The following is a 25,543-nucleotide window of genomic DNA, read 5'->3' on the forward strand; positions in this document are numbered from 1 at the left end:
AGCCTGCGCGAATTCGTCGCCGGCCGCCCCACCCGAACGGCGCTCTGTGGACAGCCGGCGAACAGAACGGGCGAATCCCCGCGCCACATCGCCCTATTCCACAGGTGGCTCGTCAATGGGCCTGCCGGGCGATCGCCTAACCGGCCTTACCGAAGATCAGGAGCCGATGGGACTCCAGCGTCCCTTCCGGCAGGTCGTCCAGCGCGAACCACCGCGCCTCCAGGATCTCCTTGGGGTCGATCTTCATCGTTCCGCCCGCGAACTCGGCCTCGTACGCCACCTCTACCCGCAGCCGGTAGCCGCTCTTGAGCTGGACGAGCTCACCGACACGCACCTTCAAGCCGGTCTCTTCGCGCACCTCCCGGACGACCGTCTCCTGGAACGTCTCCCCCTTCATGGCGCCGCCGGTGGGCAGCCCCCATTGCCTGCCTTCCGGCCACAACCGATGCCGGAGCAGCAGCACCCGCCCGTCTCCGTCCCGGACGATCCCTGTGACGCCGACCATGAACTTCGCCTGCGAAAGCCACAGCAGTCGCCACTGCACCGAGCCGCCGATGCTCCGCCACAGCCGGGCGACCAGATCGTTCACGATGAGTCCCTTCGTCCACGAGCCCCTTCGTCCACGGTCACTCCAGCGGCGAAAAGGACATCATCACAGGCCGGGCGCCCGACCCCGTGCCACTTAGCGCGGGGCGACCGCCCTACCGCGACCCGCCGTCACTCCAGGTCATGTCGATCCGCTGCCCGATGATCTCGTATCCAGCGCGGAGGAACGCCCGGGCCATCGGGACGTTGCCGACGTCCGTGGCGGCGCGGATTCGCGGGACGCCCTGCCCGGCGAGGACGCGCGTCCCCTCGGCCAGCAGGTCGTCGACATGGCCCTTGCCGCGATGGGCGGGCACGACCCCGATGTAGGCGATCATCGCGTTGTATTCGTTGCGCGCCGGGATGACGAATCCCACCGGTTCGCCCTCGGGCGACGTGCCGATTCGCCACCATTCCCGTGGGCTCCGGTAGTGGGCGAGCTCGTCGTCGTAGTGCTGGGCGGCGGCCCGCTCGGCGGGCATGCGGGCGAGGTCCGCGCGGCTGTGGGCGTCGAGCGTGCCGTCGAGGACGCGGGTCATCAGGGCGACCAGTTCCTCCCTGCCGGCCACGGGACGGAAGGTCAGCCGCCCGTTCGGCGCCGCGACGGGAGTGCCGGGACGCCACTCCAGCCGCAGCCGTTCGACGAGCGGCCGGGCGCCGGCCCGCTCCAGCACGGCCATGCGGTTCTCGACGGCGGGCCTCGCCGTCGCATCGTCGCGCCATCGCGAAGGCACGAACGCGTTGTATTCCGGCGGGCATGCTCCGGCCGGCAGCACGGCGGCGCTCGCGGTTTCGTACAACCGGACCCCGGCGTCGATGCTCGCCGGTCCTGGCGTGGCGTCGTCGAGGTCGAGGATGTCCAACAGCGCCGGGGCCTCGCCCGCGCGCGGGGCCCACCACGACAGCCTGGCGACGAGGCGGTCGCCGCACAGCGCCATCCACATCCACTCGGGCCGCCGGCGGCCGGAGGCGAGGTCGTCGTCCAGCTCGTCGTTCAGCACGTAGGGCAGGCGGCGGAAAAGGCCGAGTTCCTCGCGTCCCGCGATGGGGCGCATGATCAAGTCTTCGGGGTTCACTGCACTTCCTCAGATGAGGCGTGCCCGCTCGCGCCCAGGGGTCAGCGTCCGGCCGCACCCCGGGAAGGAACCGGCACGACGTTCTTGGCACACATCGGCTCGTCCCTCCTCTCGTCGTCGAAGAATCGTCGTCGAAGATCCGCGCCTGTTCTATCGGACGCGCCACCTGGTGCGCCAATCATTTTCCACCGGCGAGACCGCAGGCCAGTGGCCCTTCGGCTCCAGCTGCGGCGACCGGGTCGCCACCGTCACGACGACGGTAGGCGACCCGCACGCTCCCGGTGCGCCGCTCGTCCGCCCGTACGGCGTCGCGGCGTGGTCCCCGCCCGGCGCCGGCCGGGCGACCCCGGTGTCCGGCCCCGCCGGGCCGTGGCGGGAACGTCCGGGATCAGCTGCAGTTGCCCCACGTCAGGCGGCCACCGCTCGCGATCTCCCCGTCGACGCGCGTGTCGGCGACCGTGCCGTAGTACTTCACGCACTTGCCCTTGGCGTTCATCTTCACCGGACCGGCGTAGTACTTGTACTTCTTCAGGTGGTCGATCTTCTCGGCCGTCCTCCCGTTGGACTGCCGCACCATGAGCTGGGCGGACGTCCGTGTGGGCGTGCCGACGTACGCCGACTTGATGGTGACGACGCAGTTCTGCCCGGTCTTGCGGTTGTAGAGCAGGTAGACGCGCCCGAAGACCTGCCCCGAGGGGGTCTTCACCGCCCGGCTGCCGTCGTGGGTGACCCGGCCGAAGCCGGAGCCGCACACCCCCTCGGGGGTGTAGCCGGCGGAGATCGCGTATGCCGGGTTGGCGACGAGCCCTCCGACGGCCAGCGCCGCTGCAACGACGACCGTACTCGCGGACCTGCGCATACGTTGTCCTTTCCCAACCGCCGCCCTCCGTCCGGGCGGCGTCCTGGCGATCATCCTTGCGGATCATCAACCAGGAGATGACCGAAACAGTCAAATCCGGGCAAGACGAATCGCGTTCAGCGCGCCGGCAGGGCGCAGGAGAGGCCTGACCGGTGCATCACCTGATAGGCCGCCCAAATCGAGTCCGGCGGGTGAAACATTCAGCACGAAACGCCCTCATCGGCCCCTGAAGAGCCGAACGACGAGGCCCTTCCACCGAAGGCTTGACCCTGCCCGGGCCGACGGCTGACGCTTCCTCCGGCGGCTCCTCCCGCAGCACACGACCAATGGGATCACGCCGCTCCCGCGTGTGAGGCCGAACTCGTGGTGATCTTCGCGGCTGCTCCTGTCAACGCGCACATGACGGAGGTCGAATGCTCGGCAGAGGAAGCAGCCGTCGCCAGGCGACACCGCACACGCAGGTCCGGAGCGGAATCCGGACGCACGGCTCGCGTGTGCGGGCCCGCATGCGCACGGTCCTCGCGTGCTCCGTGGCCGCCCTCACCGCAGTGATCGGCACCATGTCCCACCAGGCGGTGGCCGGGGCGGCCGCCACCGGTTGCCGGGTCGACTACACCGTCACGTCGCAGTGGCCCGGCGGGTTCACCGGCGCCGTCACGGTGACGAACCTCGGCGACCCCGTCTCCGGCTGGAAGCTCGCGTGGTCCTTCACCGCGGGTCAGACGGTCACGCAGGCGTGGAACGTCACCCTCACGCAGAACGGGGCCCAGGTCACCGCGGCCGACGCCGGATACAACGCGGCCCTCGCCACCGGCGGCTCCACCGCGTTCGGCTTCAACGGCTCCTGGAACAACTCCGCCAACCCCCTGCCCCTCTCCTTCACGCTCAACGGCACCCCCTGCGCGGGGTCGGCGACCTCCACACCGAGCCCCACCCCCACACCGAGCCCCACGCCGAGCCCCTCCGCCAGCCCCTCCGCGAGCCGGACACCGAGCCCCACGCCCAGCCCCACGCCCAGCCCCACGCCCACACCGAGCCCCACACCGAGCCCCACACCGAGCCCGCGTGGCGGCGACGGAAGCCCGGCCGACCCCCGCATCGCCTACGCCGGGCGGTGGGACACCGGATCGAGCACCGGGTACGTGCCGAACTGGACGGGCGCCTACTTCGAGACCGCGTTCACCGGGACCACGGTGAAGATCAAACAGCGGGACGCGGTCAACATGTACGTCAGCATCGACGGGGGCGACGACGTGTTCTACGCCGGCGTCAGGGGCACCGTGAACCTGACCCCGACCCCGCTGCCCTCCGGCACGCACACGCTGCGCGTGTCCTACCGCTCAGGGGACACGGTCTTCCAAGGGCTGGTGCTCGATCCGGGAGCGACCACCGTGGACCCACACCCGCCCACCAAGCTCATCGAGTTCGTCGGCGACTCCATCACCGCCGGCTACCTCGATTCGAAGCTCGCGCTGTCCGCGTACGGCTGGGTCCTGGGCGAAAAGCTGCACGTCCGGCACACCCAGATCGCCCGCGCCGGCTACTGCCTCGTGGCACAGGAGGGGTGTGTCGGGCAGAGCACGCAGTATTTCAAGCTCGGGAGCACGGGCGCCACGGACTGGGACTTCTCCCGCTACACCGCCGACGCCGTCGTGATCAACCTCGGCACCAACGACATCGGCCATCACGTCACCGGCTCCGCCTTCCAAGCGGCCTACACCTCCTTTCTGAGTGCCGTCCGGGCGAAGCACCCGAGAGCGGCCCTGTTCGCGATGGAGACGTTCAAGCAGCGCTACGTCGCCGAGACCAAGGCGGCGGTGGCGGCTCGCAACGCCTCCGGCGACGCCAACGTCTACTACATCAACACCGAGGGCTGGCTGACTCCGGGCGTCGACTACGCCGACGGCGACGGGCACCCCAGCGACGCCGGCCACATCAAGATCGCCAACCGTCTCGCCCCCGTCATCGCCCCCAAGATCGGTGTTTCCGTCCCCTAACGGAGGCCGTCCGTGCCCTATCCCACGCGACGGGCGCTTCGCTCCTCGCTCGTCGCCACGCTGGCCGCGGCCCTCGCCGCTGTCTCGATCACGCTGCCTCCCCGTGCGCATGCCGCCACCGGCGACGGCTCGCCTACCGATCCCAACATCTCCTTCACCGGGCGGTGGGACACGGCCGACCCCACCGCGTACACGCCGCACTGGGCCGGCGCCTACCTCACCACCGGCTTCACCGGCACCACCGTCAAGCTCAAACAGCGCAACACCATCGACCTGTACGCCAGCATCGACGGAGGTCCGTACACCTACTACACGAACGTCAGCGGCACGGTGAATCTGACCCCGACCCCGCTGAGGGCCGGCACCCACACCCTGCGCGTGTCCTACCGAGTCGTGGCAGGGTCCTATCACGGTGACGCCGTCTTCCGGGGGCTCGTCCTCGACTCCGGCGCCGGTACGGTCGCCCCGCCGGTTCCGCGCGCGCTCATCGAGTTCGTCGGCGACTCGATCACCGTGGGCACGACGACTTCGAAGAACGCGCTCACCGCGTACGGCTGGCTCATCGGAGAGCGGTTGGGCGCGCGGCACACCCAGATCGCCCAGGGAGGCGCCTGTCTGGTCGCCACCGCCGACGGCTGTGTCGGTTTGGAGAGGCAGTTCGTCAAGCTCGACCCCAACACGTCCACCCCCGACTGGGACTTCTCCCGCTACACCGCCGACGCCGTGGTGATCAACCTGGGCACCAACGACTCCGGCCATGGGGTTCACACACCGGAATTCCAGACCTCCTACACCAACCTCCTCCGGCAGGTGCGAGCGAAATATCCCAAGGCGGCCGTCTTCGCGCTCGAAACCTTCAGCAAACGGTTCGCCGCCCAGACCCAGGCCGCGGTGAAGACCCTCAACGACGGCGGCGACGCCGACGTGTACTACGTCAACACCGAGGGATGGCTGACCAGCGCACAGCTCAGCGACTCCGTGCATCCCAACGACGCCGGTCATCAAGCGATCGCCGACCGTCTGACCCCGATCATCTCCGCCAAGCTCGGCGGGTCCCCCTCACCGTCACCCAGCCCGACGCCGAGCCCGTCCCCCAGTCCCACGCCGAGCCCGTCCCCCAGCCCGACACCCAGCCCGTCGCCCAGTCCCACGCCGACACCGACCGCCGCGGGAAGTTGCACGGTGACCTACACCATCACCAACCAGTGGCAGGGCGGCTTCCAGGGCGACGTGACGATCGCGAACACCGGCAGCGCGGCGGTCGGCGGCTGGAGGCTGACCTGGTCCTTCCCCAACGGGCAGCAGATCAGCCAGGCGTGGAACGGCGCCTACAGTCAAAGCGGCAGCGCCGTGACCGTGACCGACGCCGGCTGGAACGCCGCTATCCCGGCCGGCGGCACGGCGGCGTTCGGCTTCATCGCCAGTCAGTCCGGCGCGAACGGCGAGCCGACCGCCTTCGCCCTCAACGGCATGCCCTGCGCCGTCCGCTGACCGTGACCGGCCCGGCCCGCGCCGGGCCAGAGCGGCGCCGGGCCGGAGCGATCCAGGCCGGAGCGGCGCCTGCCCTGGATCCGGCGCAGCGGGCGGTCAGGTCGCGCCGTCAGGCCCGTGCCGCGAGGACGGCCTCCGCGAGCGCCCGCGCGGCCAGGGCGGGACGGGCGCCGGGCCGGGTGACGGCGTGGGCGAGCACACCGTCGATGAGCACGAGAAGCTGGTCGGCGCCCGCGTCGGCGGCGGGGTGCCCGTGGCGGGTCAGTTCCGCCGCCATCAGCCGGTGCAGTCCCTCCTTGAAGGCCCGCACCTCCGCGTGCGCCGGATGCCCGGGGTCGGTGAGCGTGAGCTCGGCCGCGGTGTAACGGCACCCGCGGAACGACGGCTGCGAGGCGATGGCGTCGAGCTCGTCGAACACGGCCAGCACCCGCTCGCGCGGGTCGTCCCCGGCCTCATCCATGACACGGCGGTAGCGGTCCAGGTTGTCGTCGCTGCGCAGCACCTCGGCCACGAGGCCGTCCTTGCCGCCGAAGTGCTGGTAGAGCGACCGTCTGGCGACATCGGCCTGCTTGAGGATCGCATCGACGCCCACCTGAACGCCCTGGCTGTAGGTGAGCTCCCTGGCGGCGTCGAGCAGCCGCTCGCGGGGGCCGGGTCTCGTCGTCACGGGACGATTCTGGCACGCGCTTGACAGTAGATCAATCGGTCTATCTAATTAGGCGGCATATACCGATCGTTCTATCTACCTCAGGAGTGCCAATGGCCCGCGCGGGGACTCTCCCCACCGTGCTGACCGGCGTTTTCGTCGCCATCCTCGATTTCTTCATCGTCAATGTGGCCATCCCCACCATGCAGCGGGACCTGCACGCCGGGCCGGCCGCGATCGAATGGGTGGTCGCCGGATACGCCCTGGCGTACGGCTCGGGGCTGATCCTGGGCGGACGCCTCGGCGACGTGTTCGGCCGGCGCCGGATGTTCGCCCTCGGCCTCGCCCTGTTCACGCTCGCGTCGGTCGCCTGCGGACTGGCCCCCGACGCGGGTTCGCTGGTGGCCGCCCGCGTCGTCCAGGGGGCCGCGGCCGCCGTCCTCGCCCCGCAGGTGCTCGCCGTCATCCGCACCGCCTACAGCGGCGCCGCCCAGGCCAGAGCCGTCAGCGCGTACGCGCTGACCATGGGGCTGGCGGCGGTGTTCGGCCAGCTCGTCGGGGGCCTGCTCATCCAGGCCGACCTGTTCGGGCTCGGCTGGCGCGCCTGCTTCCTGATCAACCTGCCGATCGGCGCCGCCGCTCTCGCCGCGACCTGGCGGGTGATCCCGGAGAGCCGCGCGGCCGGCGCCGTACGGCTCGACCTCGGCGGGGCCGCCCTGGTCACGCTCGCGCTGGCGGCCACGCTGCTGCCGCTGATCGAGGGCCGTGAGCAGGGATGGCCGGTGTGGACCTGGGTGTCTTTCGCCCTTGCCGTCGCACTGCTGCTGGCCTACGCCCGGCGGCGGCACGATTCACCGCTGATCGACCTCACCCTGTTCCGCGAGCGCGCCGTCACTGCGGGGCTGCTCACCAACCTCGCGTTCTCCATGGGCATGGCGGCGTACTTCTTGATCTTCGCCATGTACTCCCAGGAGGGCCGGGGCCTGGACGCCCTGCACGCCGGCCTGGTCTTCACGCCGATCGGTGCGGGCTACCTCGCGGCGTCGCTGGCGGCGCCGCGCCTGGCCGCGCGCTTCGGCCGCCAGATCATCGCGTTCGGCGGCCTGACCAGGGCCGTCAGCCTGGCCGTCCTGCTGGTCGCGGTCACACAGAACGCGCCGATCGGCTGGCTGGTGCCCGTGCTGGCCGTCGACGGCGCCGGCATGGGGCTGGTGCTGTCGCCCATCATGGGCACCGTCCTGTCGAGGGTCGCCCCACACCACGCCGGCGGCGCCGCGGGCGCCCTCACCACCGCCCAGCAGGTCGGCGGCGCGCTGGGCGTCGGCATCATCGGCATCGTCTTCTACGGCGCCCTGTCCGGCGGCGTCACCGTGGCGTTCCAGCACGGGCTCGTCTACCTCATCGTCATCACCCTGGCCATCGCCGCTCTCGTCCAGTGGCTCCCCCGCGCCAGAGCCGCGGCCTGACCGTTGTTCCGAAGGAGAATCATGAACGACCTCAACGACCTGGCCCGCCACTACGTCGCCGTGTGGAACGAGCCCGACGCCGCCGTACGCCGCGAGATGATCGCCCAGCTGTTCGCCCCCGACGCCGCCCACTACACCCCGTCCGTGGAGGCCCACGGCCACGCGCAACTGGAGGTGCGCATCGCCACGTCGTACGACAAGTGGGTCGAGCCGGGCACGTACGTCTTCCGGGCCGTGGAGAACGCGAACGGCCACCACGACGCGGTCCGCTTCAACTGGGAGATGGTGCGGACCGCCTCCGGCGAGGTGGACTCGGTCGGGTTCGACTTCCTCACGCTCGGCGAGGACGGCCGGATCAGGACCGATCACCAGTTCATCGAGAGCTGACCCCGCGCCCGGCCCTCGCGTACGGACCACCCCAGCGGGCGGCGCGAGGGCCTGTCAGCGGCTCGGCTTCGATTCATGGGCCTGTACGCCGAGGAGAAACGTTCTCTACAGAAAGTGAAGAACAGTGAACTGACGTACCACGCTGAGGATGTTCTTGCTGTACGGCTCCAGTGCGCCGACTGGAAACAGACGAGCCGGAACGTGCCCCCTCCCCCGCAGTCCTCGACGAGTGCCATAGCGCTCCCAGCGCCCCACCGTCGCCGATGGCCTGCGCCACGACTGCCCCGAGCCGAGCAGCGCGCGCTCGATCACGTCCTCGGAGACCTCCTCCTGATGCATCTGTGCCATCTGCTGCCTCGGGACGGGGAGAGCGGGAAGCACTACGTTTCGCAAGCTGCGAGAACTGGTGAATCATCGCCACACCTCGGCAGGAGCCCGTTAGGCGGAAGAAGCCACTCGTTGCACTGCGACAGGGCACTATCCGGCCCTAAAAGGGCGGGACATATAGGTGTTTGCCGAGGGCGATTTCCCCCCGATTTCTGTGCCGGGACTGGTTGGGGCGATGATTGTGCGCTGTACTTGCCGTGACAACACTGCCCACTCCCCGATGCCGATATGACAGGGGCCGCAGCATGAGACTCCTGACCCCGACGGGGCTCCGGCTGAGCCCCTCAGAGGCGAGAAGAGACCTGGCCGTGAACGGTGTCGTCCTGGTGGCCGACGCCACGTTGAAGGAGGTTACGTCGTTTCTCGACGACTGGACGGTGCCGTATTCACATCCACACGAAAGCAGTCCCGGCGTAACGGTCATTGAACCCGGGAGACCCGAAGGCGACAACCGCAACGGCTTTACCTGCGGTTTCCTTTCTCTCCACACCGACCGGGCACAGTCGCTCGCTCCGCCGACGATACTCGGCTGCCTTTACCTGCGGACATCATCCACCGGTGGCGAATCGCTACTGCTCGACGGAAAGGATCTCGTCCGCGCGGCCGGCGAGAGAAGCCAGTTAGGTGAGAGTGCATACGTCGTCCTCCGCTCCCGTGGACGACCCTGGCTCCCAGTCATCGAGCTCGCGAAGGACGGGCACCGCTGCCGCATCCGCTACAGAAACGACCAGGTGGCGAGGCCGCACGCCGCCACCAGGAGCGCCCGCCCTCTGTTGACGACCATATCGGGTGAGTTATGGGCACCCAGCGTGCGCTTGTTTGAACCCGGACAGGGTTACCTCATCCATAATCAGCGATTCCTGCACGGCCGCGCCGCATTCAGCGGACGACGCACAGCCCTGCGGATTCTTGCGACAGTTGCGCGGTCCTCCGAATACGCGCATATCAACAGGGGTTTCGGCTTACGCGACGAACACGGAGGTTGAAAGGTGCGCGCCCATCGGCGATACGCCGACATCATCCGGGACCTGAAGGGGTTGCCTGAGCAGACGACCCCGGACTTCCCCCAGGCCATCCGGGCTGTGATCGAGCGCATTGCCGATCCGGAAGAGACCCTGCGGGCCATACTGGAGCTGCCAGGGCTGACCACGTCGATCCGCTTCTACGCCCTGTACGGCCTGCTCCTGCGGATGCGGCGGGAGGAGCGGCACAGCGACTACGAACAGACGGTTGCCCGCTACGCGAAGCAGTTTTCCAAAGAACCGTACTTCATCACATTCCTCGCCATAGCAGAACGCAATCGCGGAGATGTGGCGAGCTTGCGTAAAGCCGTAGAACTTTCTCGTCAAGCCGCGAGCGACATGCCCGAGGTCGCGGGGGTCGTCCATCAGGTGGCGGTCTTCATGGCAGAGTATCTCGAACGGCGGGCGGCCCCGCCGACGACGGCCGAGATCGCGGAAGCCGAGCGATGCGTGGACAAGGCAATCACAGCGACCAACGGGCAGATCGCGCATTATCATGAGACGAAAGCGCGCGTTCTTGCGCTTCGCCGTGATTTTGACTCCGCGCGCGTCTCGCTGAATCGTGCCATCGAGCTGGAGCCGCGCCAGGGCCGCGACCACCACAGGCGGCTGACGCAGTACCAGACCACCCGGATACGCATAGACCTGCTTGAGCAGCAGGCCCGCTGGGACGAACTGCAGGAAAGCGGCAAGCGCGAACTGACCGAGTTCAAGAACCAGCAGCTCCAGCTGATGGGACTGCTCGCCGCGGTGGTGGCCCTGATCGCCGCGGGAGGGAACATCGCAAGCCAAAGCAAACCTGCGGACGGCGTCATCCTCATCCAGGTGATGGCCGGAGCCGTCGTCATCGTCTTCTCGGCGTTCTCCCTGATGACGGCGCGATCTCTGTGGCGGGTACTCGTCTCCTTCGTCGCGGGAGCAGCGCTGATAACGGTCCCCTATATTCTCGGGCGGTGAGGGCGTGCACATTGTGGATCTCACAGAGAGCCCTGGGGCGAGTGTGCGGCCGACCGAGGATCGCGTCGGCTCGTCGGGGGACCTGGCGTGGGTGGTAGACGGGGCGACCGACTTCACCGAAGAGAGAACTCTCCCCGGCGACTCCGACGTCCAGTGGCTGGTGAACTTCGTCGACCAACGCCTGCGGGAAATCGGCCGCACCAACGAGTTCACAGGGGTACGCCTCGTCTTGGAAGACCTGGGAAAAGAGGTCCGGCGCAGACTGGCGGAAGTTGCCCCGGCAGGTCTGCGCAATCACCCCTGCTGCTCGATCGGTGTCGCGGCCCTGCTGCCGGACCGCCTGGAACTCGGCCGGATCGGCGACGCCACGTTGATTGCCTGCCGAGGATCGCAGGTCGTCTGCGAGGTCAGCACAGCGTTCTTCGACAGGCGCGAAGCGGGTGCGGTCGAGCGGTCCCGGACAGAGCGGCAGAGCAGGCAGGAGATCATCGGCGAGATGTTCGCCCGGCGCCTTGAGTACATCAGAGGCGTACATCCGGAGTCCGTATTCTCAGGGCATCCCGAGGCGGTTTTCAAAATACATTCGGCGATCCTGTCTCTCGACCGCGTGGACAGCGTTCTTCTCTGCACCGACGGTTTCGCGCGGGCGATCGCGGACTACGCGCTTTTTCCGGACTGGCGAGGGCTGCGCCGCTGTGCCGGCGAGAAAGGACTCGAAGAGATCACCTCCCGGATCAGACGACACGAGTCAGATCCCGACCCGGCTACACAGACGCCGAAATTCAAGAACGCCGACGACTTGGCGGCAATTATTGTGAGCATCGAAAGAGAGACCTGAAATGGATGGCCCTGACCGCCTCCGCAACAACGGCATGCCCGAGTATCTTGTCGAGCGCAACCCGGGATACTTCGAATACCAGCTACCGATATCGGTGAAGCTCGTCATCGACATGGGCGGAACGGTTCCACTGCTAATGAACGAGCGCGACGAGTGGGAGCTGCCCGGCGGAAAACTGGAAATTGGAGAAACCCCTGAAGTCTGCGTCTGTCGCGAGGTTCTTGAGGAACTCAACATCACGGTCACCGTCGAGGATATCATCGACACGTGGGTTTATGAGATAAGTCCGCTACGTCACACGTTCGTCGTGAGCTATGGTGCGACCTACACCGGGGACGAGGAGATTCGGAACTCCAACGAGCACAAGAAGCTCGGTCTTTTCACGTACGCCGACGTACCTTCTCTGCACATGCCCGATCCGTACAAGCACACGATCCGGAGATGGCAGAAGGTCATGTCCGCGCGCTGACTGGTGCACAGACGGCCGGCAGGGCTGAACCACCGCAGACCTCCGGCCGTGCCCGTCCACGATCGCGCGCCGGCCAGGTCCAGCGGCTGCAGCAGCGGAGCGAATGCCGTCAACTCGTTGCTCTTGCCGTCGACCTCGACTTGACCGAGGACCGCCAGGGTACGGATGTCGATCACCGCGAGCAGATGGGCGGCACGGCCGGTGGCGGTGTGGTGTCGGGTGCCGCGCAATGCCTTACCGTCGACCGCCAGTACCCGGCGCGGGCGGCGGCGTGGCGTATGGCCGGTCGTCTGTGTGGCCGTGTCCCGGGTCGTGGCCAGGTCGTTCAACCAACCGCCGGTCGCGGCGCAGAGGGCTACGGCGTCCAGTGCTTCCAGCGCGTGCCGGAAGGTGGACTCCTCGGGCACCTCATAGCGGCGGGCGAACGGGTCGTAGCGGATCGTCAGCGCTGCAAGGACGTGGTCGGGCACACCGGCGATCCAGTCGCCGATCACCGCCCATGACGTTGCCCCGGTGAGTGTCGCCGCGACCGCACCGGCCAGCAGTGATACGAGTGAGTGTCGCACTCCCCTCGGGTCACGCGGATCGGGGACCCACGCCAGGTAGGCATCAACTGTGGCATCCGGCTGGCGAGCGCCTCACGTCCGGCCGGCGGCAACGCGGCCAACTGGCCGAGGACGGTGAAGATCGGGGATGATGAGGGAGCGGGCACGGTCTTCTCTCACGATCAAGGCTTCGACAACCTCATGATCGCGAAGACTGTGCCCGCTCGCATGTTTCTCCGGCATACCCCACCACGATCCGGACAGAAAGCATCAAACCGCAACTACGCCGGAGCCCTGGAGTCGCGTAGGGCGATCAACCGGCCGCTCTTGTGATCGGGTCCTCCGTCGACCTCCGCCACTTCGACACAGTCGCCGCCGTTCTACCCAGAGAAGCTCGACTTGCGCCAGCGGGCGTCGTTCAGGTCCATTTGTCCTCCATCGCCTTCCTGATCAGTTCGAGGGACATGGTCAGCGGCAGTAGGCGAGCCACCACCGCGAAGATGACCGGTCTCGATACCGCTGATCAGGGACTCGCTGAAGTGCACCTTCTGGGCCAGTTGCGCCTGCGTCAGCCCGACCGCCTGCCGATAGTGGCGCAGCTCCCTGCCCATATCGCCTGCGGGGAGTAGCTATCCACTGCGACCTCCCACCATGGTGCGACGACAAGGACAGAGTCTTCAAATGTCAGCCTTGGTAACGGAATCGATACTTTAGTAGCCGAGTCTCGATAGCCTAAATGTGGATTTCCGACATCAGGAGAACAGCGATGGCAGAGGCAGTCGTCGTCCACGACCCCTGCCCCGCGCTCCCCCGGCTGCGCGCAGCCGACTCACTCGACGCGTACGGCCGGGGCCTCGCGATCGTCCAGGCGTTCTCCCACCACTGGGGCTGGGCTCCCACCCCGTACGGCAAGTCCGTCTGGTTCCAGCTTCTCGCCTGGCCCTGACCCGCCCTTCTACTCGTCGTATTGATCGAGGCGAGCGATATACCCGTCGATCTCAACCACCTCGGGTGAACGATCCCCGAAACGCTCGGCCCGCTCGTCCCTGATCTCCTCGAATGCGGCTCGCGCCTCGGGGAAACGCCGCGTCCGGGCCAAGAGCACACCGACCTGGAGGTGGATCTCATCAGTTCGCGGATCGTGCTCGTCCACGACCGGAAGCCACGCCGGCAGCAGGTCCTGGAACGCCGCCAGCGCGGCGGTGTCCTCCCCCAGGAGAGATCTGCAGCTTGCGGCGTAGTAGCGACATTCGAGCACGTCCATGTCGCCGTCCCCGTACAGAGCGGTGAGCGCTGCTCCGGCGGCTTCGAACTCGCCCAGCGCGCGCCGGTAGGATCCGGCGGCGAAGAGCACGCCCGCGAGGGCGAGCCGTAGATCTGCCGCGAGCCCTCGATCGTGCCCGGCTCTAGCGATTGCCTCCGTCAGAAGGTCGGTGGCCTCGGCGAACTGCTCGGCCTCCGCCAACCGGGCGGCCCGCTCCCTGATCTCGTCGGCCTCCTCGACCGGCAGAGGTTTGTGAGACACGGGCGGCGATGCGGGCCTTCTGCGCGGCGCCGCCGCCATGGGCTTGGTGAAGGGCCGCGTGGGGTCGAACTCCGGGCGTACGGCTTGCGCCCCGTCCGCTCTCACGTACGGTAGGAGCGCATCGTAGACGGACTCGGCGTCAGGGCGCTCGTCGGAGTTCTTCGCGAGCATCCGCAAGATGAGCGTCTCGATGGGCGAAGGGACGTCCGCGCGGAGCGTCGTGACCGCGGGTGGCTGGGTGTGCACGTGGTTGTACCTGATGGAGACGTCCGGCTCGAAGACGAGCTCACCGGTGAGGAGCTCATGCAGCACGCATCCCAGTGCGTACACATCGGTTGCGGAACCCAGGCCGCTGGAAAGGCACTGCTCGGGGGACATGTAGGGCGGTGTGCCGATGGTCTGCCCGACCATGGTCAGCCTGGCGCCGTCTCCCCCGTCGAGCAGGGCGGCGATGCCGAAGTCCAGCACCTTGACCACGCCGCCGTTCGAGACGTACAGGTTGCGCGGCTTGATGTCCCGGTGAACCACGGAGACCTGGTGCACCTCGGCGAGGGTCGCCGCGACCTGCGCCGCGATCGCCGCCGCCCAGGCGATCGACGGCGGGTCGTCCCCGTAGTCCTGTTCACCGATGAGGTCGTGGACCTCGGCCCCGGTGAGCAATTCCATGACGACGTAGAGCTGCCCGCTGTCGCGGTCCTCTCCGGCATCGTGAACAGCCGGAATCCCCACGCAGCTCAGGCTCGCGGCTGTCTTCACCTCACGCAGGAACCTCTTGCGTGCGGTCTCCCGATCGCCGGAGAGGACATGCGGTTCCTTCATCAGCTTGACCGCGACGCGGCGGTCAAGCACGGGGTCGTAGGCCGCCCACACCTCGCCCATGCCGCCCTGACCAATCGGCTGGTGGAGCCGATACCGATCAGCGATCAGGCGGGCCCTGGTGAGATCGGTCATACCCGCCAGCGTGACAGCCGCGATCAAGCTACGGCAAGCGGGACTTACCCCTCCGACTGGGTGCTAGCTGACATTCCGCGCGTCTGGCGGAGCCTTCGTTCGGCTTCCCTGCGAGCCGGACGGCGGATCAGGTCGTAGGCCTGCTTCCTCGCCACCTGCGTGAACACTTCCTTGAACTCCGGATCCTCACCGAAGAACCGCTTCACCAGGGTGTCGTTGGCCTCGGCTCGCTCGCCGACCACCCTGCGCAGATGCTTGTCGAAGACCTGGCCGAACTTGTCGAGATCGTCGAGGACGAGACCCGCCTGTTGGATCGCCTCGTTCTCGGCGAGCGCGACGACCTGCTGGCCGAACCAGATCTGGTCACCGGTGTCGAGGTTCCAGCCATGCCTGTCGTTGATCTCGGCGATGACCTGGGAAAGCGGCACTTCCTCATCCTCCCGCCCGCCCCCGCCCCCATCGGCGGAGAAGCCGGGCAGCAGTTGCGCTCCCTGAGGTTCGAGGCTCACGTCCTGTTGGCCGGATCGGACGATCCGCAGGTGAGTGAGGTCTACGGGGCCGATGTCGACACCGGCCCCGGCGTCCGGCCTGATGCGGTTGGCGAGGTATCGGGCGAAGCGGTAGAGCGCCTCCAGCTCACGATCGGGATAGCCGGCGACCTGGGAGAGATAGCTGTAGGCGCGGACGAACTGGTCGAGCGCCTTGCGGAATTCTTCGGCCGCCTCCGGGTCCGTCTCCTCGACGTGGAGGTAGCGATCTCTCGCAGGCTCGGTGAGCCGGTTGAGCTGAGCGTGCGCCTTCTCGATCTGCGCCCTTGTGGCCTGCGGACTCTCCGCTTCCAACTGCACCAGGGCGAACGCCTCGATTTCGCTGTCGTCCAGCAGCTGATAGCCCCTGAGCTCGTGTTCCTTGGTATAGAGCAGGTTGGGGTCGGCGGGCTGGGCGTTGGCCTCCTCGTAGTAACGCTGGAACGACTTCTGGACCCGTTCCGCGTCGTTGGCGAAGTCGAGAACGAAGACGTCTTCCTGCCGCTTCAGCGGGTGGGTGCGGTTCAGCCTGGACAGGGTCTGGACCGCTGCCACCCCCTCCAGCTTCTTGTCCACGTACATCGCGGTCAGAAGCGGCTGGTCGAACCCGGTCTGGTATTTGTCCGCCACGACGAGGATGCGATATTCGGCCTGGTCACGGGTGGCGGCGTGCGGGTCGTCGGTCTTCACGTAGCCGAACCTGGCCGGCGTCTCCCGGTCGGAGAACCCGTTGAGCTTCCCTTCGGTGTAGTCGTTCTCATCAAGGGTGAGCACCCCGGAGAAGGCGACCAGGGCGCCGCAGTCGGTGAACTCCCGCTTGTCCACGTAGGCGCGGATCGCCTGATAGAGCCGTACGGCATGCTTGCGGCTGCCGGTAACGACCATCGCCTTGGCCCGCCCGGCGAGCCGGTGCATGATGTGCTCGCGAAAATGGTCGACGATGATCTGCGCCTGCTGGTCGAGCGCGGCGGGATTCAGTTTGACCGCGCGGACCAGCGCCGCCTTGGCCTTACGGGCGTCCACGTTCGGGTCGGCTTCGACCTCGGCCTCGAGAGCGGCGTTGCGCAGCCGGAAGTAGGTGTCGTACGTGCTGTAGTTGCCGAGCACATCAAGGATGAAGCGCTCTTCGATGGCCTGCCGCATCGAGTAGGTGTGGAACGGCTTGCGGACCCGCTCTCCGTGCTCGTCCACCTCATCGGACGGGATGCCGAAGAGGTTGAGCGTCTTGTCCTTGGGCGTCGCGGTGAAGGCGAAGTACGACAGGTTGGGGTGACGACCTCGCTTCGCCGCCGCGGCGGTCAGCGCGTCCGCCTCGTCGTCGCCATTGCCGCTGCCGAGCAGCCGCTTCACCGCGTCGGCCGACTCCCCCGACTGCGACGAGTGCGCTTCATCGACGATGATCGCGTAACGCCGGTCGTTGAGCGCGGCCACCTTCTCTTGGACGAAGGTGAACTTCTGCAGCGTGGTGATGACGATCCGCGCGGTCTGCCCGATGAGAGCGCGGGCGAGCTGCTCGGAGTCCTCATCGATCCGCTCCACCACGCCGAGCACATGGTCGAACTGGTGGATCGTGTCCTGGAGTTGCTTGTCCAGCACCCGCCGGTCGGTCATCACGATGACCTTGTCGAAGACCGGCTGGTTCGGCCCGACTCCCCTGTCCCGAGCCTCAGGAGCAATCAACGCGGCGTCCGCGGGAGTGTGCAAGGAGGACAGCCGGTGAGCCAGCCAGGCGATCGAGTTCGACTTGCCGGACCCCGCCGAGTGCTCCACCAGGTAGTTGTCACCCGCCCCGTGCCGGGCCGCGTGCTCGGTCAGTGCCCGTACGGCATGCCACTGGTGGTAGCGGGGGAAGATCAGCGGCTTGCGGTGTGCGTCGCCCCGCTTGACGACCGGCGCCTTGCCCTTCTTCAGGCTCTCGTCCTCGACATGCAGGAACCGATGGATCAGATCGAGCCAGGCATCGGGCTGCCATACCTGCTCCCACAGGTAGGACGTCCGGTAGCCGGTGGCTCCTTCAGGAAGCGGCGGGTTGCCCGCCCCGCCGTACTTCCCGGGTCCGCGGCTTCCCGTGTTGAACGGCAGGAACCGCGTCTTCTCCCAGGCGAGGCGGGTGGTGATGAACACCATGTCCTGGTCGACCGCGAAGTGCACCAGGGTGCGGCGGGCGAAAAGCACTTCTTTAGGGTCGCGTTTCCGGTACTGCGCCTTGGCGTGGGTGACGTCACTCCCGCTGCCCTGGTTCTTTAGCTCCGCCGTGGCGACGGGGATGCCGTTGAGGAACAACGTCAGGTCGGGGGCCTTGTGCGTGTCGTCGGCCGAGTAGCGCAACTGCCGGGTGACCGTCAGCCGGTTCGCGTCATATTCCTTGAGGGCCTCGGCGGCCAAGGTGTGGCTAGGCCGGAAGTAGGCCAGCCTGATCTTGACTCCATGGTCCTTCACTCCATGCCGCAGCACGTCCAGTGCTCCCCGGCTGTCGATCTCCCGGGCGACCAGCTTCGTGAACTCCCGCATCGCGGTCTCGGTCTCCACCGGCTGCGGGTCTCTGCCCGGATCGTACAGCTCGCGCGCGCCCCGGCGCCGCAACAGCTCCTCCCACTCCTCGGCCTGCGTCGCGCCGAGGAATGGGAACATCTCGCTGGTGTCGAGCCCAAGCTCCCGGTTGTAGTGGGAGGAGGCGCCCTTCCCCCAGCCGGACCTCAGCAGCGCGCTCTCGATCACGTCCTCGAACGGCTTCTCGGTGTGCGCCCTGCTCATGCATCCACCCCAAAAGGAAGTCGACTACCCTCCGCAAGGAACACTCACGAACAAGCGTGAATCCCTGCGAGAACCGACATCGTACGGAGAACCTACGACAGAACTGACTGTCGAAGTGGCGACTCCGGCCGTCGATCCTTACGGGGTGTGTGTTCAGCCATGGTCGAACTCGTCGGCTTTCACGCCGGCGAGGAAGGCGTCCCACTCGGCCGGGGTGAAGAACAGCTTGGGGCCATCAGGGTCCTTCGAGTCGCGTACGGCGATCAGCCTGGCGTGGCCCGCCTTGTGATCAGGGCCATCGACATGCCCGACTTGGCGATCAGGGCCGTCGCCGTGGCCGACCGTCTCGTCAGCGTCGACCATGCCGGTCACCTCCGCGACCTCGACGCAGTCCCCACCGTTGTTGCCGCTGAAGCTCGACTTGCGCCAGCGGGCCTTGCTCAGGTCCATCGGTCCTCCGCCGTTCTCCTGATGAGGTCTATCGACATGCTCAGCGGTAACGCCTCGATACGAATGGCCTCGAACTGGGCGACGGCCGCCGCGACCTCGTCGTGGTCGCCGGTCGTCAATCCCCGGACAGCCGTTTCCAGGTACGCTACCTCGCTTCCCCCTTCTAGGGTCGCGATCACGAAACCCGCCAGAAGCCCGGAACGCACGCGACCTGGAGGCACGACCTGCACGCTGGTTTGCGGCCCGGCGATCGACACGAGATGTTCGAGCTGGTCGCGCATGACCTCTGGGCTTCCCACCAGCCGATGGAGAACCGACTCGTCGATCACGCATCGAAGGATTGGAGGCGGAGGATCCTCCCGGGTCAGGATCGCTTGACGCTGGATCCGTGTCGCGACCGCGTCGTCCTCGCCCAACAGTGCGTAGGCGTACGCCTCGGTCTGGAGCAATCCAGGGACCACGAGTGGTTGATAGGTCCGCAGCGTCGTGGCCATCTGCTCCTTGTCACGCCATTTGCCGAACCAGGAGGGGAAGACCTGCCCCTTGCGCCAGTCGAGCAGGCGGTGCAGAGCGCCACCCGTGCCGAGGGCCTGGTCGCAGGTCTCGGCGAACTCCGGGCTGGCCGGGAGCTGGCCGGTCTCGACCCCGCTGATCAGGGACTCGCTGAAGTGGATCTTCTCAGCAAGCTGGGCCTGGGTGAGACCCGCCGCCTGCCGGTAGTGGCGGAGTTCCCTGCCCCATATCGCCTGTGGTGAGTAGACATCCCCCACGGCGCCTCCTTTGCCGGAGTTCAACGACACGAACGCGCCCTTCAAAACGCGACCTTGGTAACGAATCCTTTACTCACAGTAGTCCCGACTCGGCAACCTGGACCTAGAAAATCCGAGACCGGGAGACATCCATGGGAGAGGCACTCAGTGCCCGTACGGCACCCGCCGAATGCCGGTACGAGCCGGACCGACTCGTTCCCGTCCTGGGCGAGAAGTGGATCCCGCGCAACGAAAAATGTCTGGCATCCGCCCGCCGGTTCGTGCGTGATGTGGCGGCCGACTGGGACGCCGCAGACGACGTCCCAGAAGTAGCTGAACTCCTGGCTTCCGAACTCGTCACCAACGCGCTCACGCACGGGGCCGAAGGCGTTCCCGCCGCGAGCACCATCCGCATCTCGGTCAGCCGCGAGCAGGAGTTGATCGTGGTGGCTGTCTACGACTCCTGCATCGTGCTCCCGCGCGTGCGCCGGGCCGGTCACCTCGACACCTGCGGCCGAGGGCTCGCCATCGTCCAGACCTTCTCCCACAACTGGGGTTGGACCATCACCCCGTGCGGCAAGTCCGTCTGGTTCCAACTCGTGGCCTGGCCCTGACCACCCACACGAAGGCCGGATCGAAGTCGTCACGAACGAGGGACTCTCGCCTCTGAAGGTCCGCGGGGAGACGTCTACGGCCGCGGCGATCTCCGCCACGCACGCAGGCCGCTCATGAGCCAGCTCGCAAGAGTCGTTCGATGTCTCGGCAGAACTTGTCGAACGATGGCGCTGCCTTGCGCGCCAACTCCAGGTCGAAGGCACCGGCCAGCGGAGCCTGGTCCACGGTCGGCTTGTACGGCGTGCCGTCGATCTTCCTCGCGCTCAGCCATTCCTTCGCACCGCGAATCGCCTCGGGATCCGGGGGCGGCTCCAACGGGTCGGCGAGGCCGCGGTGTCCGGCCAGCGACGGCGCGGCGGCCAGAAACCACGCCTCGAACTCGCGGTGAGCGAGCACCACCGAGATCTCCTTGTCACCGCGTGCGCGGCGAGCCCGATCGAGGAGTGCGGGTCCGAGCGTGGCGGGACAATCATCGTCGGAGTCGATGAGCAGCAGGATTCCGCCCGCACCGGTCACCTGGTACGAGGCCTGCAGCACAGCATCCTCGACGCCTCCGGGGGCGACGAGCTTGGTTCGCGGGACGCGGCGAGGTGGAGGAATCCGGACGTTCCAGAGCGACAGTGTGCCGGCGATCCTGCGCAGCAACACGGGGAGCGCGGACACTTCGCCCTCTCCCTCCACGACGGAGGCGATGGTGATCGGGCCGGTCACCTGGGGGGATGCGGTGATCGGGTCGGTCATGCGCCCGCCTGCTGGTTCATGGTGGAGGCTGCCGCGATCGGGTAGCTCATTCACCTACCTCCGGCTGAAGTTGGCCACTCCGCATCAGCTCACCAAGGGTGGTCCGCTTGTCCTCGACAAGACGCCGGCTGACGTGGTCTATCTCGCCGATCACGGTGACTCCCCCGGTCATCGCCACCACGCGTACGGAGGCCGGATCGAACTCGTCACGATCGAGCAGGTCAGCGCTCTGTGTGGTGACCACAACCTGGACGCGCTCGCTCGCCTCGGTCAGCGCGTCGAACAGCGCTCCGGCAGCGGCCGGGTGGAGGGCGGTCTCCGGCTCCTCGATGGCGACCAGTGTCGCCTGCCCATCCACTACAACTGGCTGGAACAATGCCGCCAGCACGCCCGCCGCGTGCAGCGTCCCCTCGGAGATGGCGTCGGGGCCAAAAGGCCGCTCACCCTCCCGGGTATGCAACTCCACAGTCGAATAGCTGTCGATCACACGCTGGTTCACGCTCACCGCTTCGGGAACGATCGCCCTGAGATAGTCATCAATCCGGGCTTTGAACACCGGATGCGCGCGTGCGAGCGCCCCAAGCACTACTCCCAGTCTCTCCCCCGAGTAGCCCAACTGTGTGCCCCGCCGAAACGGCTCGATCTGCCGCATCCGGTCCACGTCCAGGTGGTGGAAGAGCATCGCCCGCAGACTGTGGTAGACATCGCTGTAGTCACCTTGCGTGGCGGCCAGTGGCAGGTAGAGCCGATCCTGCTCGATCTCACCGCCACCGTCGATCATCCCGGCTTCCATGCCGAACCCAGCCGACGAAACTCCCTCCTCATCCTCCCCGAGATGAACGACGCAGTACTCTCTCCGGACCACGAGTGACCGGCGTTCCGTGTGGTCTCGCCCGATCAGGAAGCCGTATTCGACGGGGGTCGGTTCGCCGTCCAGGTGGACCGTGAACTCCAAGTGGATGCCGAAGTGGTCGGCGGGCTGGGGGACTTGGCGGAGCACCTCGTCAAGACCGCCCCGCTTGGCCAGGGCGTCGGCGGGGGTCGATCCCAGCGCGTCCGCCACGAACAGCAGTGCGTCGACGAAGTTGCTCTTTCCCGCACCGTTGGGGCCCAGCAGGACCAGCAGCGGACCAAAGGTGACCTCGCAGGAGGCGATGCTCTTGTAGTTGGTCACCCGCACCCGCTGCAGAAACGGCACCGTCTGCCCCATCACGCCCCCCGCGCCGTCGTCACATCGATCTGCCCAGTCACCGCCGCCGTGATCAGCGCCTGCCTCCGCTCGGCGAGCTGCATCAACTGCCTGTCGATCGTTCTCAGGACACGGTTCATCGTTTCCCTGCTGGCGTTAAGGCTCCGAACGATCCGTCGTTGCTCATCGAGCTCTCGCAGAGGAATAGGGAAGCCCATAATCTTACTGCTATTCGTCGAAGCCAGATTTGTCGTCTTCGAGCCCGTGCTCTCAAAATACCAACGACCATGCATGGACTGTGTCACCAACGACAAATACTCGCCATCGAGTTTGTCTCGATCAGGCCTGATGGCGAACACATGGTTCTGGTGAAGACAACCAGGAATCTCCCCCCGCCACACAGTGCCGCGGCCAAGCTTGTCGAGATCACCGCCCTCTGTCATCAGTACATCCCCCGGACGGAGCGTGCTGCGCCTCGCCATAGCGCGAGGAAGGCGGATCTCGTTCACCTCGGAAAGGTCGACCTGTCCGGCCTGGACATTGGCCACTCGCAAGTAAGGTCGGGTGACGATGTCACCGTCCAATTCGCGCCCCTCGTGAACGGTGATGCCGCTCTGTAGCCTGCTCAGGTATCCAAGGCGAACTATGGGCAGCCCCGAAGGCAGATCAGGCAGCCATGGCCATGCGTTAGATCTTCCGGGGGTGCCCAGGATTCCAGGAACAAGGACTTCTGAGACTTCGGCAGAAATCCGTTCTTCGATACTTCGACACTGCCGCAGTCGCACGCTTATCAAGCTGTCAATCCGCGCGATCTGTCCATCAAGAAAGTCGGCGATCCGCCGTTGCTCTTCCATAGCAGGCAAGGGAATTGGCATTCTCAAAATGATCCCAGTATTGAGATTGTCCATCGTACTGCCAACAGATTGCATCTCGAAGTACCGACGCACTTCGGCGCTCTGTAGAGCATATCCGGCAAAACCCGCATCAATGCTGCCCGACTTCAATCTAACCCGAATAGACCCGGTGCCGCACAGCCATCCTGCCGCCTCGTCACTAACGACAGCAGACCTTCCGAGTTCGCCGCGCCTCGCAAAGATAAGGTCACCAGCAACCAGACGATGCCTACTAAGTGAGACCGCCTTCTCCTCATCGACGGTTACCCGCCAATCGGGGACCAGCTTTCCATTCTTGATGTGGGATGGGTTAATGACTGGCGTCCCACCCTCAACATACTCATGCTGATGTAGTTGAGATCCAAAAGGACCGGTCTGTGCCTCCTTAGATACTGCGCGAAGAGGAACAACAGGCCACTCGCTATTCATCCCGTCACCTCCCCAAGAAACTGCTGGATCTGAGCCTCAAGGTCCTTGAGTTCGGCGTCGATCTCGGAGAGAGGGCGGGGTGGGGTGTAGACGTAGAAGTGCCGGGTGAAGGGGATCTCGTAGCCGATCTTGTAGCGCTCCATGAGACCGGTCTTGGGGTTCTTGGTCTCGGCGATCCAGGCATCGGGGACGTGCGGGAGGACCTCGCGGGCGAAATACTCGTCGATGTCCTCCTTCAACGGCACGTTCTCGTAGTCGCGCAGGTCGGGGTCGGGAAGCGGCGCGCCTTTTTTCATCTGGACCTCGCCCTCGGGATCGGTCACGGCGACCGCGTTCCAGATGGCCTTGTCAACCGCCACACTTGGCCAGAGCACGCCGCCCTCGGCGGCAGCCGCCGCCAGCGCTGCTCGGGCCTCGGCCCGGGTCGGCCAGGCCGTACCGATCAACGACTTGAACGCGTCGATCAGCAACGATCCTTCCGCATAGGCCGCGAACGCCTTGGCCTCGGCCAGTGCCTCCAGGGTCTCCTCGGTCACCTCGAACCGCTGGCGGAGCGGCCGGTCGATCGTGATGCGCTGGTAGCCGAAGTCCTCGTTGTCGAAGACCTTCACCTTGCCGTGGGCCCAGTGCTCCGGATCGGCCGCCGCGTCAAGAGCTTCGCCGTACAGCTTGGTGATCTCGAAGATCTGGTCCTCTGTGATCTCCTTGCGCTTCTCGCCGAGGGACTTGCGCATCTTGGCCCAGTAGTCCCGGGCGTCCAGCAGGACGACCTTGCCCTTGTGGGCAGGGCCTTTGCGGTTGGACAGGATCCAAAAGTACGTGGAGATGCCGGTGTTGTAGAAGAGCTGATCAGGGAGGGCGACGATCGTCTCCAGCAGGTCGCGTTCGAGGATCCAGCGGCGGATCTCCGACTCGCCCGAGCCCGCCCCTCCGGTGAACAACGGGGAGCCGTTGAAGACGATCGCCAGACGGGTGCCTCCCTTGGAGGTGGGCCGCATCTTGGAGATCATGTGCTGGAGGAAGAGGAACGACCCGTCGTTGATGCGGGGCAGCCCCGCGCCGAACCGGCCGGAGTGCTTCAGCGCCTCATGCTCGGTCTTGACGGCGCCTTCGACCTTCTTCCACTCCACGCCGAACGGCGGATTGGCGAGCATGTAGTCGAAGGTCCTGCCCTTGTGCTTGTCGTCGCTGAAGGAGTTGCCGAGCCGGATGTTGGCCGGGTCGTGGTCCTTCATCATCATGTCGGACCGGCAGATCGCGTAGGACTCCTCGTTGAGCTCCTGTCCGAACACCTCGACGTTGACGCCGGCGCGGCTCTGCGCCCTGATGTGCTCCTCGGCCGCACTGAGCATGCCGCCGGTGCCGCAGGCGGGGTCGAGGATGTTGATGACGTCGCCAGGGTCGTGCTTGCCCAGATCAGGCGCGAGCAGCAGGTTGACCATCAGTTCGATGACCTCGCGCGGCGTGAAATGCTCTCCGGCGGTCTCGTTGGAGGCGTCGGCGAACTTGCGGATGAGCTCCTCGAAGACGTATCCCATGCCGTGGTTGTCGACCTGCGCCGGGCTGAGCGGGAAGCCGGCGAAGGCCTGCACCACCTTGTAGAGCAGCCCTGCGTTGTCCAGCCGCACGATCTGCCGGTGGAAGTCGTACTTGTCGATGATCTCTCGAGCGGCCGAGGAGAACCCGTTGATGTAGTCCTCAAGGTTCTTCCGCACGTCGGCGGGGGCGGCGCCGATGGTCTCGAAGCTCTGCTTCGACCGGTTGAAGAACCGCAGCCCGATCTGGTCGCAGATCAGCTCGTCCTTGTCGGGGAAGTCATAGGCCTTGTCCTTCTCCCACACCAGCGCACGGGTGGGCGCCATCACGCAGTCCATCCGCCGCAGCACGGTGAACGGCAGGATCACCTTGCCGTACTCCGACTGCTTGTAGTCGCCGCGGAGCAGCTCAGCCACCTTCCAGATGAGGCCCGCCAACTGCCTATGGGTGGTCTCCACG

The 25,543-nt window shown here is 66.6% G+C and carries 23 protein-coding genes and 2 pseudogenes; 10 read left to right on the top strand and 15 right to left on the bottom strand.

The genetic code is table 11. From position 1 onward, the window contains the following. Nucleotides 1-136: 136 nt before the first annotated feature. The 3 genes from ACGFIB_RS28215 to ACGFIB_RS28225 all read right to left on the bottom strand — a co-directional run bounded on the left by ACGFIB_RS28215 (nt 137) and on the right by ACGFIB_RS28225 (nt 2,520). The gene (locus tag ACGFIB_RS28215; RefSeq protein WP_393376143.1) at nt 137-589 is read right to left on the bottom strand and encodes an NUDIX domain-containing protein; all 453 of its coding nucleotides are present in this window, start codon (nt 587-589) and stop codon (nt 137-139) included. A gap of 112 nt (nt 590-701) precedes the next feature. Then, on the bottom strand, nt 702-1,661 hold the full coding sequence (locus ACGFIB_RS28220) for a GNAT family N-acetyltransferase (RefSeq protein ID WP_393376145.1): 960 nt from the start codon (nt 1,659-1,661) through the stop codon (nt 702-704). Between the two features lie 388 nt (nt 1,662-2,049). Then, nucleotides 2,050-2,520 (bottom strand): hypothetical protein, encoded by a 471-nt coding sequence (locus ACGFIB_RS28225; protein WP_142571570.1) that lies wholly within the window; start codon nt 2,518-2,520, stop codon nt 2,050-2,052. Between the two features lie 413 nt (nt 2,521-2,933). On the opposite strand from ACGFIB_RS28225, the gene ACGFIB_RS28230 reads away from it, so the two are divergent. Further along, on the top strand, nt 2,934-4,517 hold the full coding sequence (locus ACGFIB_RS28230; protein ID WP_393376146.1) for a cellulose binding domain-containing protein: 1,584 nt from the start codon (nt 2,934-2,936) through the stop codon (nt 4,515-4,517). Nucleotides 4,518-4,529: 12 nt separating this feature from the next. Continuing rightward, nucleotides 4,530-6,008, top strand: a complete 1,479-nt coding sequence (locus ACGFIB_RS28235) for a cellulose binding domain-containing protein (protein ID WP_393376147.1) — start codon at nt 4,530-4,532, stop codon at nt 6,006-6,008. A gap of 109 nt (nt 6,009-6,117) precedes the next feature. Here ACGFIB_RS28235 and ACGFIB_RS28240 read toward each other — a convergent pair whose 3' ends face one another. Next, entirely contained in the window at nt 6,118-6,675 is a 558-nt protein-coding gene (locus ACGFIB_RS28240; protein WP_393376149.1) for a TetR/AcrR family transcriptional regulator, read from the bottom strand. 92 nt (nt 6,676-6,767) lie between these two features. On the opposite strand from ACGFIB_RS28240, the gene ACGFIB_RS28245 reads away from it, so the two are divergent. The 6 genes from ACGFIB_RS28245 to ACGFIB_RS28270 all read left to right on the top strand — a co-directional run bounded on the left by ACGFIB_RS28245 (nt 6,768) and on the right by ACGFIB_RS28270 (nt 12,180). Continuing rightward, a complete protein-coding gene (locus ACGFIB_RS28245) occupies nt 6,768-8,120 on the top strand; it encodes an MFS transporter (RefSeq protein ID WP_393376150.1) in 1,353 nt (450 codons plus the stop codon). Nucleotides 8,121-8,141: 21 nt separating this feature from the next. Next, nucleotides 8,142-8,507 (top strand): nuclear transport factor 2 family protein, encoded by a 366-nt coding sequence (locus ACGFIB_RS28250; RefSeq protein WP_393376151.1) that lies wholly within the window; start codon nt 8,142-8,144, stop codon nt 8,505-8,507. A 632-nt stretch (nt 8,508-9,139) separates the two neighbouring features. Next, complete coding sequence (locus ACGFIB_RS28255; RefSeq protein WP_393376153.1) at nt 9,140-9,880, top strand: Fe(II)-2OG oxygenase family protein; 741 nt, start codon at nt 9,140-9,142, stop codon at nt 9,878-9,880. Nucleotides 9,881-9,883: 3 nt separating this feature from the next. After that, the gene (locus ACGFIB_RS28260) at nt 9,884-10,873 is read left to right on the top strand and encodes a hypothetical protein (protein ID WP_393376155.1); all 990 of its coding nucleotides are present in this window, start codon (nt 9,884-9,886) and stop codon (nt 10,871-10,873) included. Between the two features lie 4 nt (nt 10,874-10,877). Beyond that, nucleotides 10,878-11,711 carry a protein phosphatase 2C domain-containing protein gene (locus tag ACGFIB_RS28265; protein WP_393376156.1) on the top strand — a complete coding sequence of 278 codons (834 nt, stop codon included), beginning with the start codon at nt 10,878-10,880 and terminating at the stop codon, nt 11,709-11,711. Between the two features lies 1 nt (nt 11,712). Continuing rightward, nucleotides 11,713-12,180 (top strand): NUDIX domain-containing protein, encoded by a 468-nt coding sequence (locus tag ACGFIB_RS28270; protein WP_393376158.1) that lies wholly within the window; start codon nt 11,713-11,715, stop codon nt 12,178-12,180. Nucleotides 12,181-12,566: 386 nt separating this feature from the next. Here ACGFIB_RS28270 and ACGFIB_RS28275 read toward each other — a convergent pair. The 3 genes and pseudogenes from ACGFIB_RS28275 to ACGFIB_RS28285 all read right to left on the bottom strand — a co-directional run. Further along, a pseudogene (locus tag ACGFIB_RS28275) lies at nt 12,567-12,746 on the bottom strand (hypothetical protein); the annotation flags it as partial. 260 nt (nt 12,747-13,006) lie between these two features. Further along, nucleotides 13,007-13,096, bottom strand: a pseudogene (locus ACGFIB_RS28280) (hypothetical protein); the annotation flags it as partial. 9 nt (nt 13,097-13,105) lie between these two features. Beyond that, on the bottom strand, nt 13,106-13,336 hold the full coding sequence (locus tag ACGFIB_RS28285; protein WP_393376160.1) for a helix-turn-helix domain-containing protein: 231 nt from the start codon (nt 13,334-13,336) through the stop codon (nt 13,106-13,108). Nucleotides 13,337-13,491: 155 nt separating this feature from the next. Here ACGFIB_RS28285 and ACGFIB_RS28290 point away from each other — a divergent pair, with 155 nt between their 5' ends. Further along, on the top strand, nt 13,492-13,671 hold the full coding sequence (locus tag ACGFIB_RS28290) for an ATP-binding protein (protein WP_393376161.1): 180 nt from the start codon (nt 13,492-13,494) through the stop codon (nt 13,669-13,671). Nucleotides 13,672-13,680: 9 nt separating this feature from the next. Here ACGFIB_RS28290 and ACGFIB_RS28295 read toward each other — a convergent pair whose 3' ends face one another. From ACGFIB_RS28295 to ACGFIB_RS28310, 4 genes are all read right to left on the bottom strand, one after another. Further along, nucleotides 13,681-15,201, bottom strand: coding sequence for a protein kinase domain-containing protein (locus ACGFIB_RS28295; protein ID WP_393376162.1), 1,521 nt, complete (start codon nt 15,199-15,201; stop codon nt 13,681-13,683). Nucleotides 15,202-15,245: 44 nt separating this feature from the next. Continuing rightward, nucleotides 15,246-18,482, bottom strand: coding sequence for a type I restriction endonuclease subunit R (locus ACGFIB_RS28300; RefSeq protein ID WP_393376164.1), 3,237 nt, complete (start codon nt 18,480-18,482; stop codon nt 15,246-15,248). 153 nt (nt 18,483-18,635) lie between these two features. Continuing rightward, entirely contained in the window at nt 18,636-18,932 is a 297-nt protein-coding gene (locus ACGFIB_RS28305; protein WP_393376165.1) for a DUF397 domain-containing protein, read from the bottom strand. After that, nucleotides 18,923-19,702, bottom strand: coding sequence for a helix-turn-helix domain-containing protein (locus tag ACGFIB_RS28310; RefSeq protein WP_393376166.1), 780 nt, complete (start codon nt 19,700-19,702; stop codon nt 18,923-18,925). Before ACGFIB_RS28310 ends, ACGFIB_RS28305 begins: the two co-directional genes overlap by 10 nt. Nucleotides 19,703-19,833: 131 nt before the next feature. Here ACGFIB_RS28310 and ACGFIB_RS28315 point away from each other — a divergent pair, with 131 nt between their 5' ends. Beyond that, nucleotides 19,834-20,295 (top strand): ATP-binding protein, encoded by a 462-nt coding sequence (locus ACGFIB_RS28315; protein ID WP_393376167.1) that lies wholly within the window; start codon nt 19,834-19,836, stop codon nt 20,293-20,295. Between the two features lie 112 nt (nt 20,296-20,407). Here the strand turns inward: ACGFIB_RS28315 and ACGFIB_RS28320 are convergent, their stop codons facing one another. Genes ACGFIB_RS28320 through ACGFIB_RS28335 form a run of 4 tightly spaced genes read right to left on the bottom strand, consistent with a single transcriptional unit; the run spans nt 20,408 to nt 25,542 of the window. Beyond that, nucleotides 20,408-21,037, bottom strand: coding sequence for a DUF4276 family protein (locus ACGFIB_RS28320; RefSeq protein WP_393376168.1), 630 nt, complete (start codon nt 21,035-21,037; stop codon nt 20,408-20,410). 46 nt (nt 21,038-21,083) lie between these two features. Beyond that, the gene (locus ACGFIB_RS28325; RefSeq protein ID WP_393376170.1) at nt 21,084-22,247 is read right to left on the bottom strand and encodes an AAA family ATPase; all 1,164 of its coding nucleotides are present in this window, start codon (nt 22,245-22,247) and stop codon (nt 21,084-21,086) included. Further along, nucleotides 22,247-23,548: a restriction endonuclease subunit S gene (locus tag ACGFIB_RS28330; protein ID WP_393376172.1), complete on the bottom strand. Its 1,302-nt coding sequence runs from the start codon at nt 23,546-23,548 to the stop codon at nt 22,247-22,249. The genes ACGFIB_RS28325 and ACGFIB_RS28330 overlap by 1 nt, the downstream gene beginning before the upstream one ends. Further along, the gene (locus ACGFIB_RS28335; protein ID WP_393376174.1) at nt 23,545-25,542 is read right to left on the bottom strand and encodes a type I restriction-modification system subunit M; all 1,998 of its coding nucleotides are present in this window, start codon (nt 25,540-25,542) and stop codon (nt 23,545-23,547) included. Before ACGFIB_RS28335 ends, ACGFIB_RS28330 begins: the two co-directional genes overlap by 4 nt. Nucleotide 25,543 lies beyond the last annotated feature (1 nt).

Origin of the sequence: Microbispora bryophytorum, from assembly GCF_043197435.1 — a bacterium.
GTDB lineage: Bacteria > Actinomycetota > Actinomycetes > Streptosporangiales > Streptosporangiaceae > Microbispora > Microbispora bryophytorum.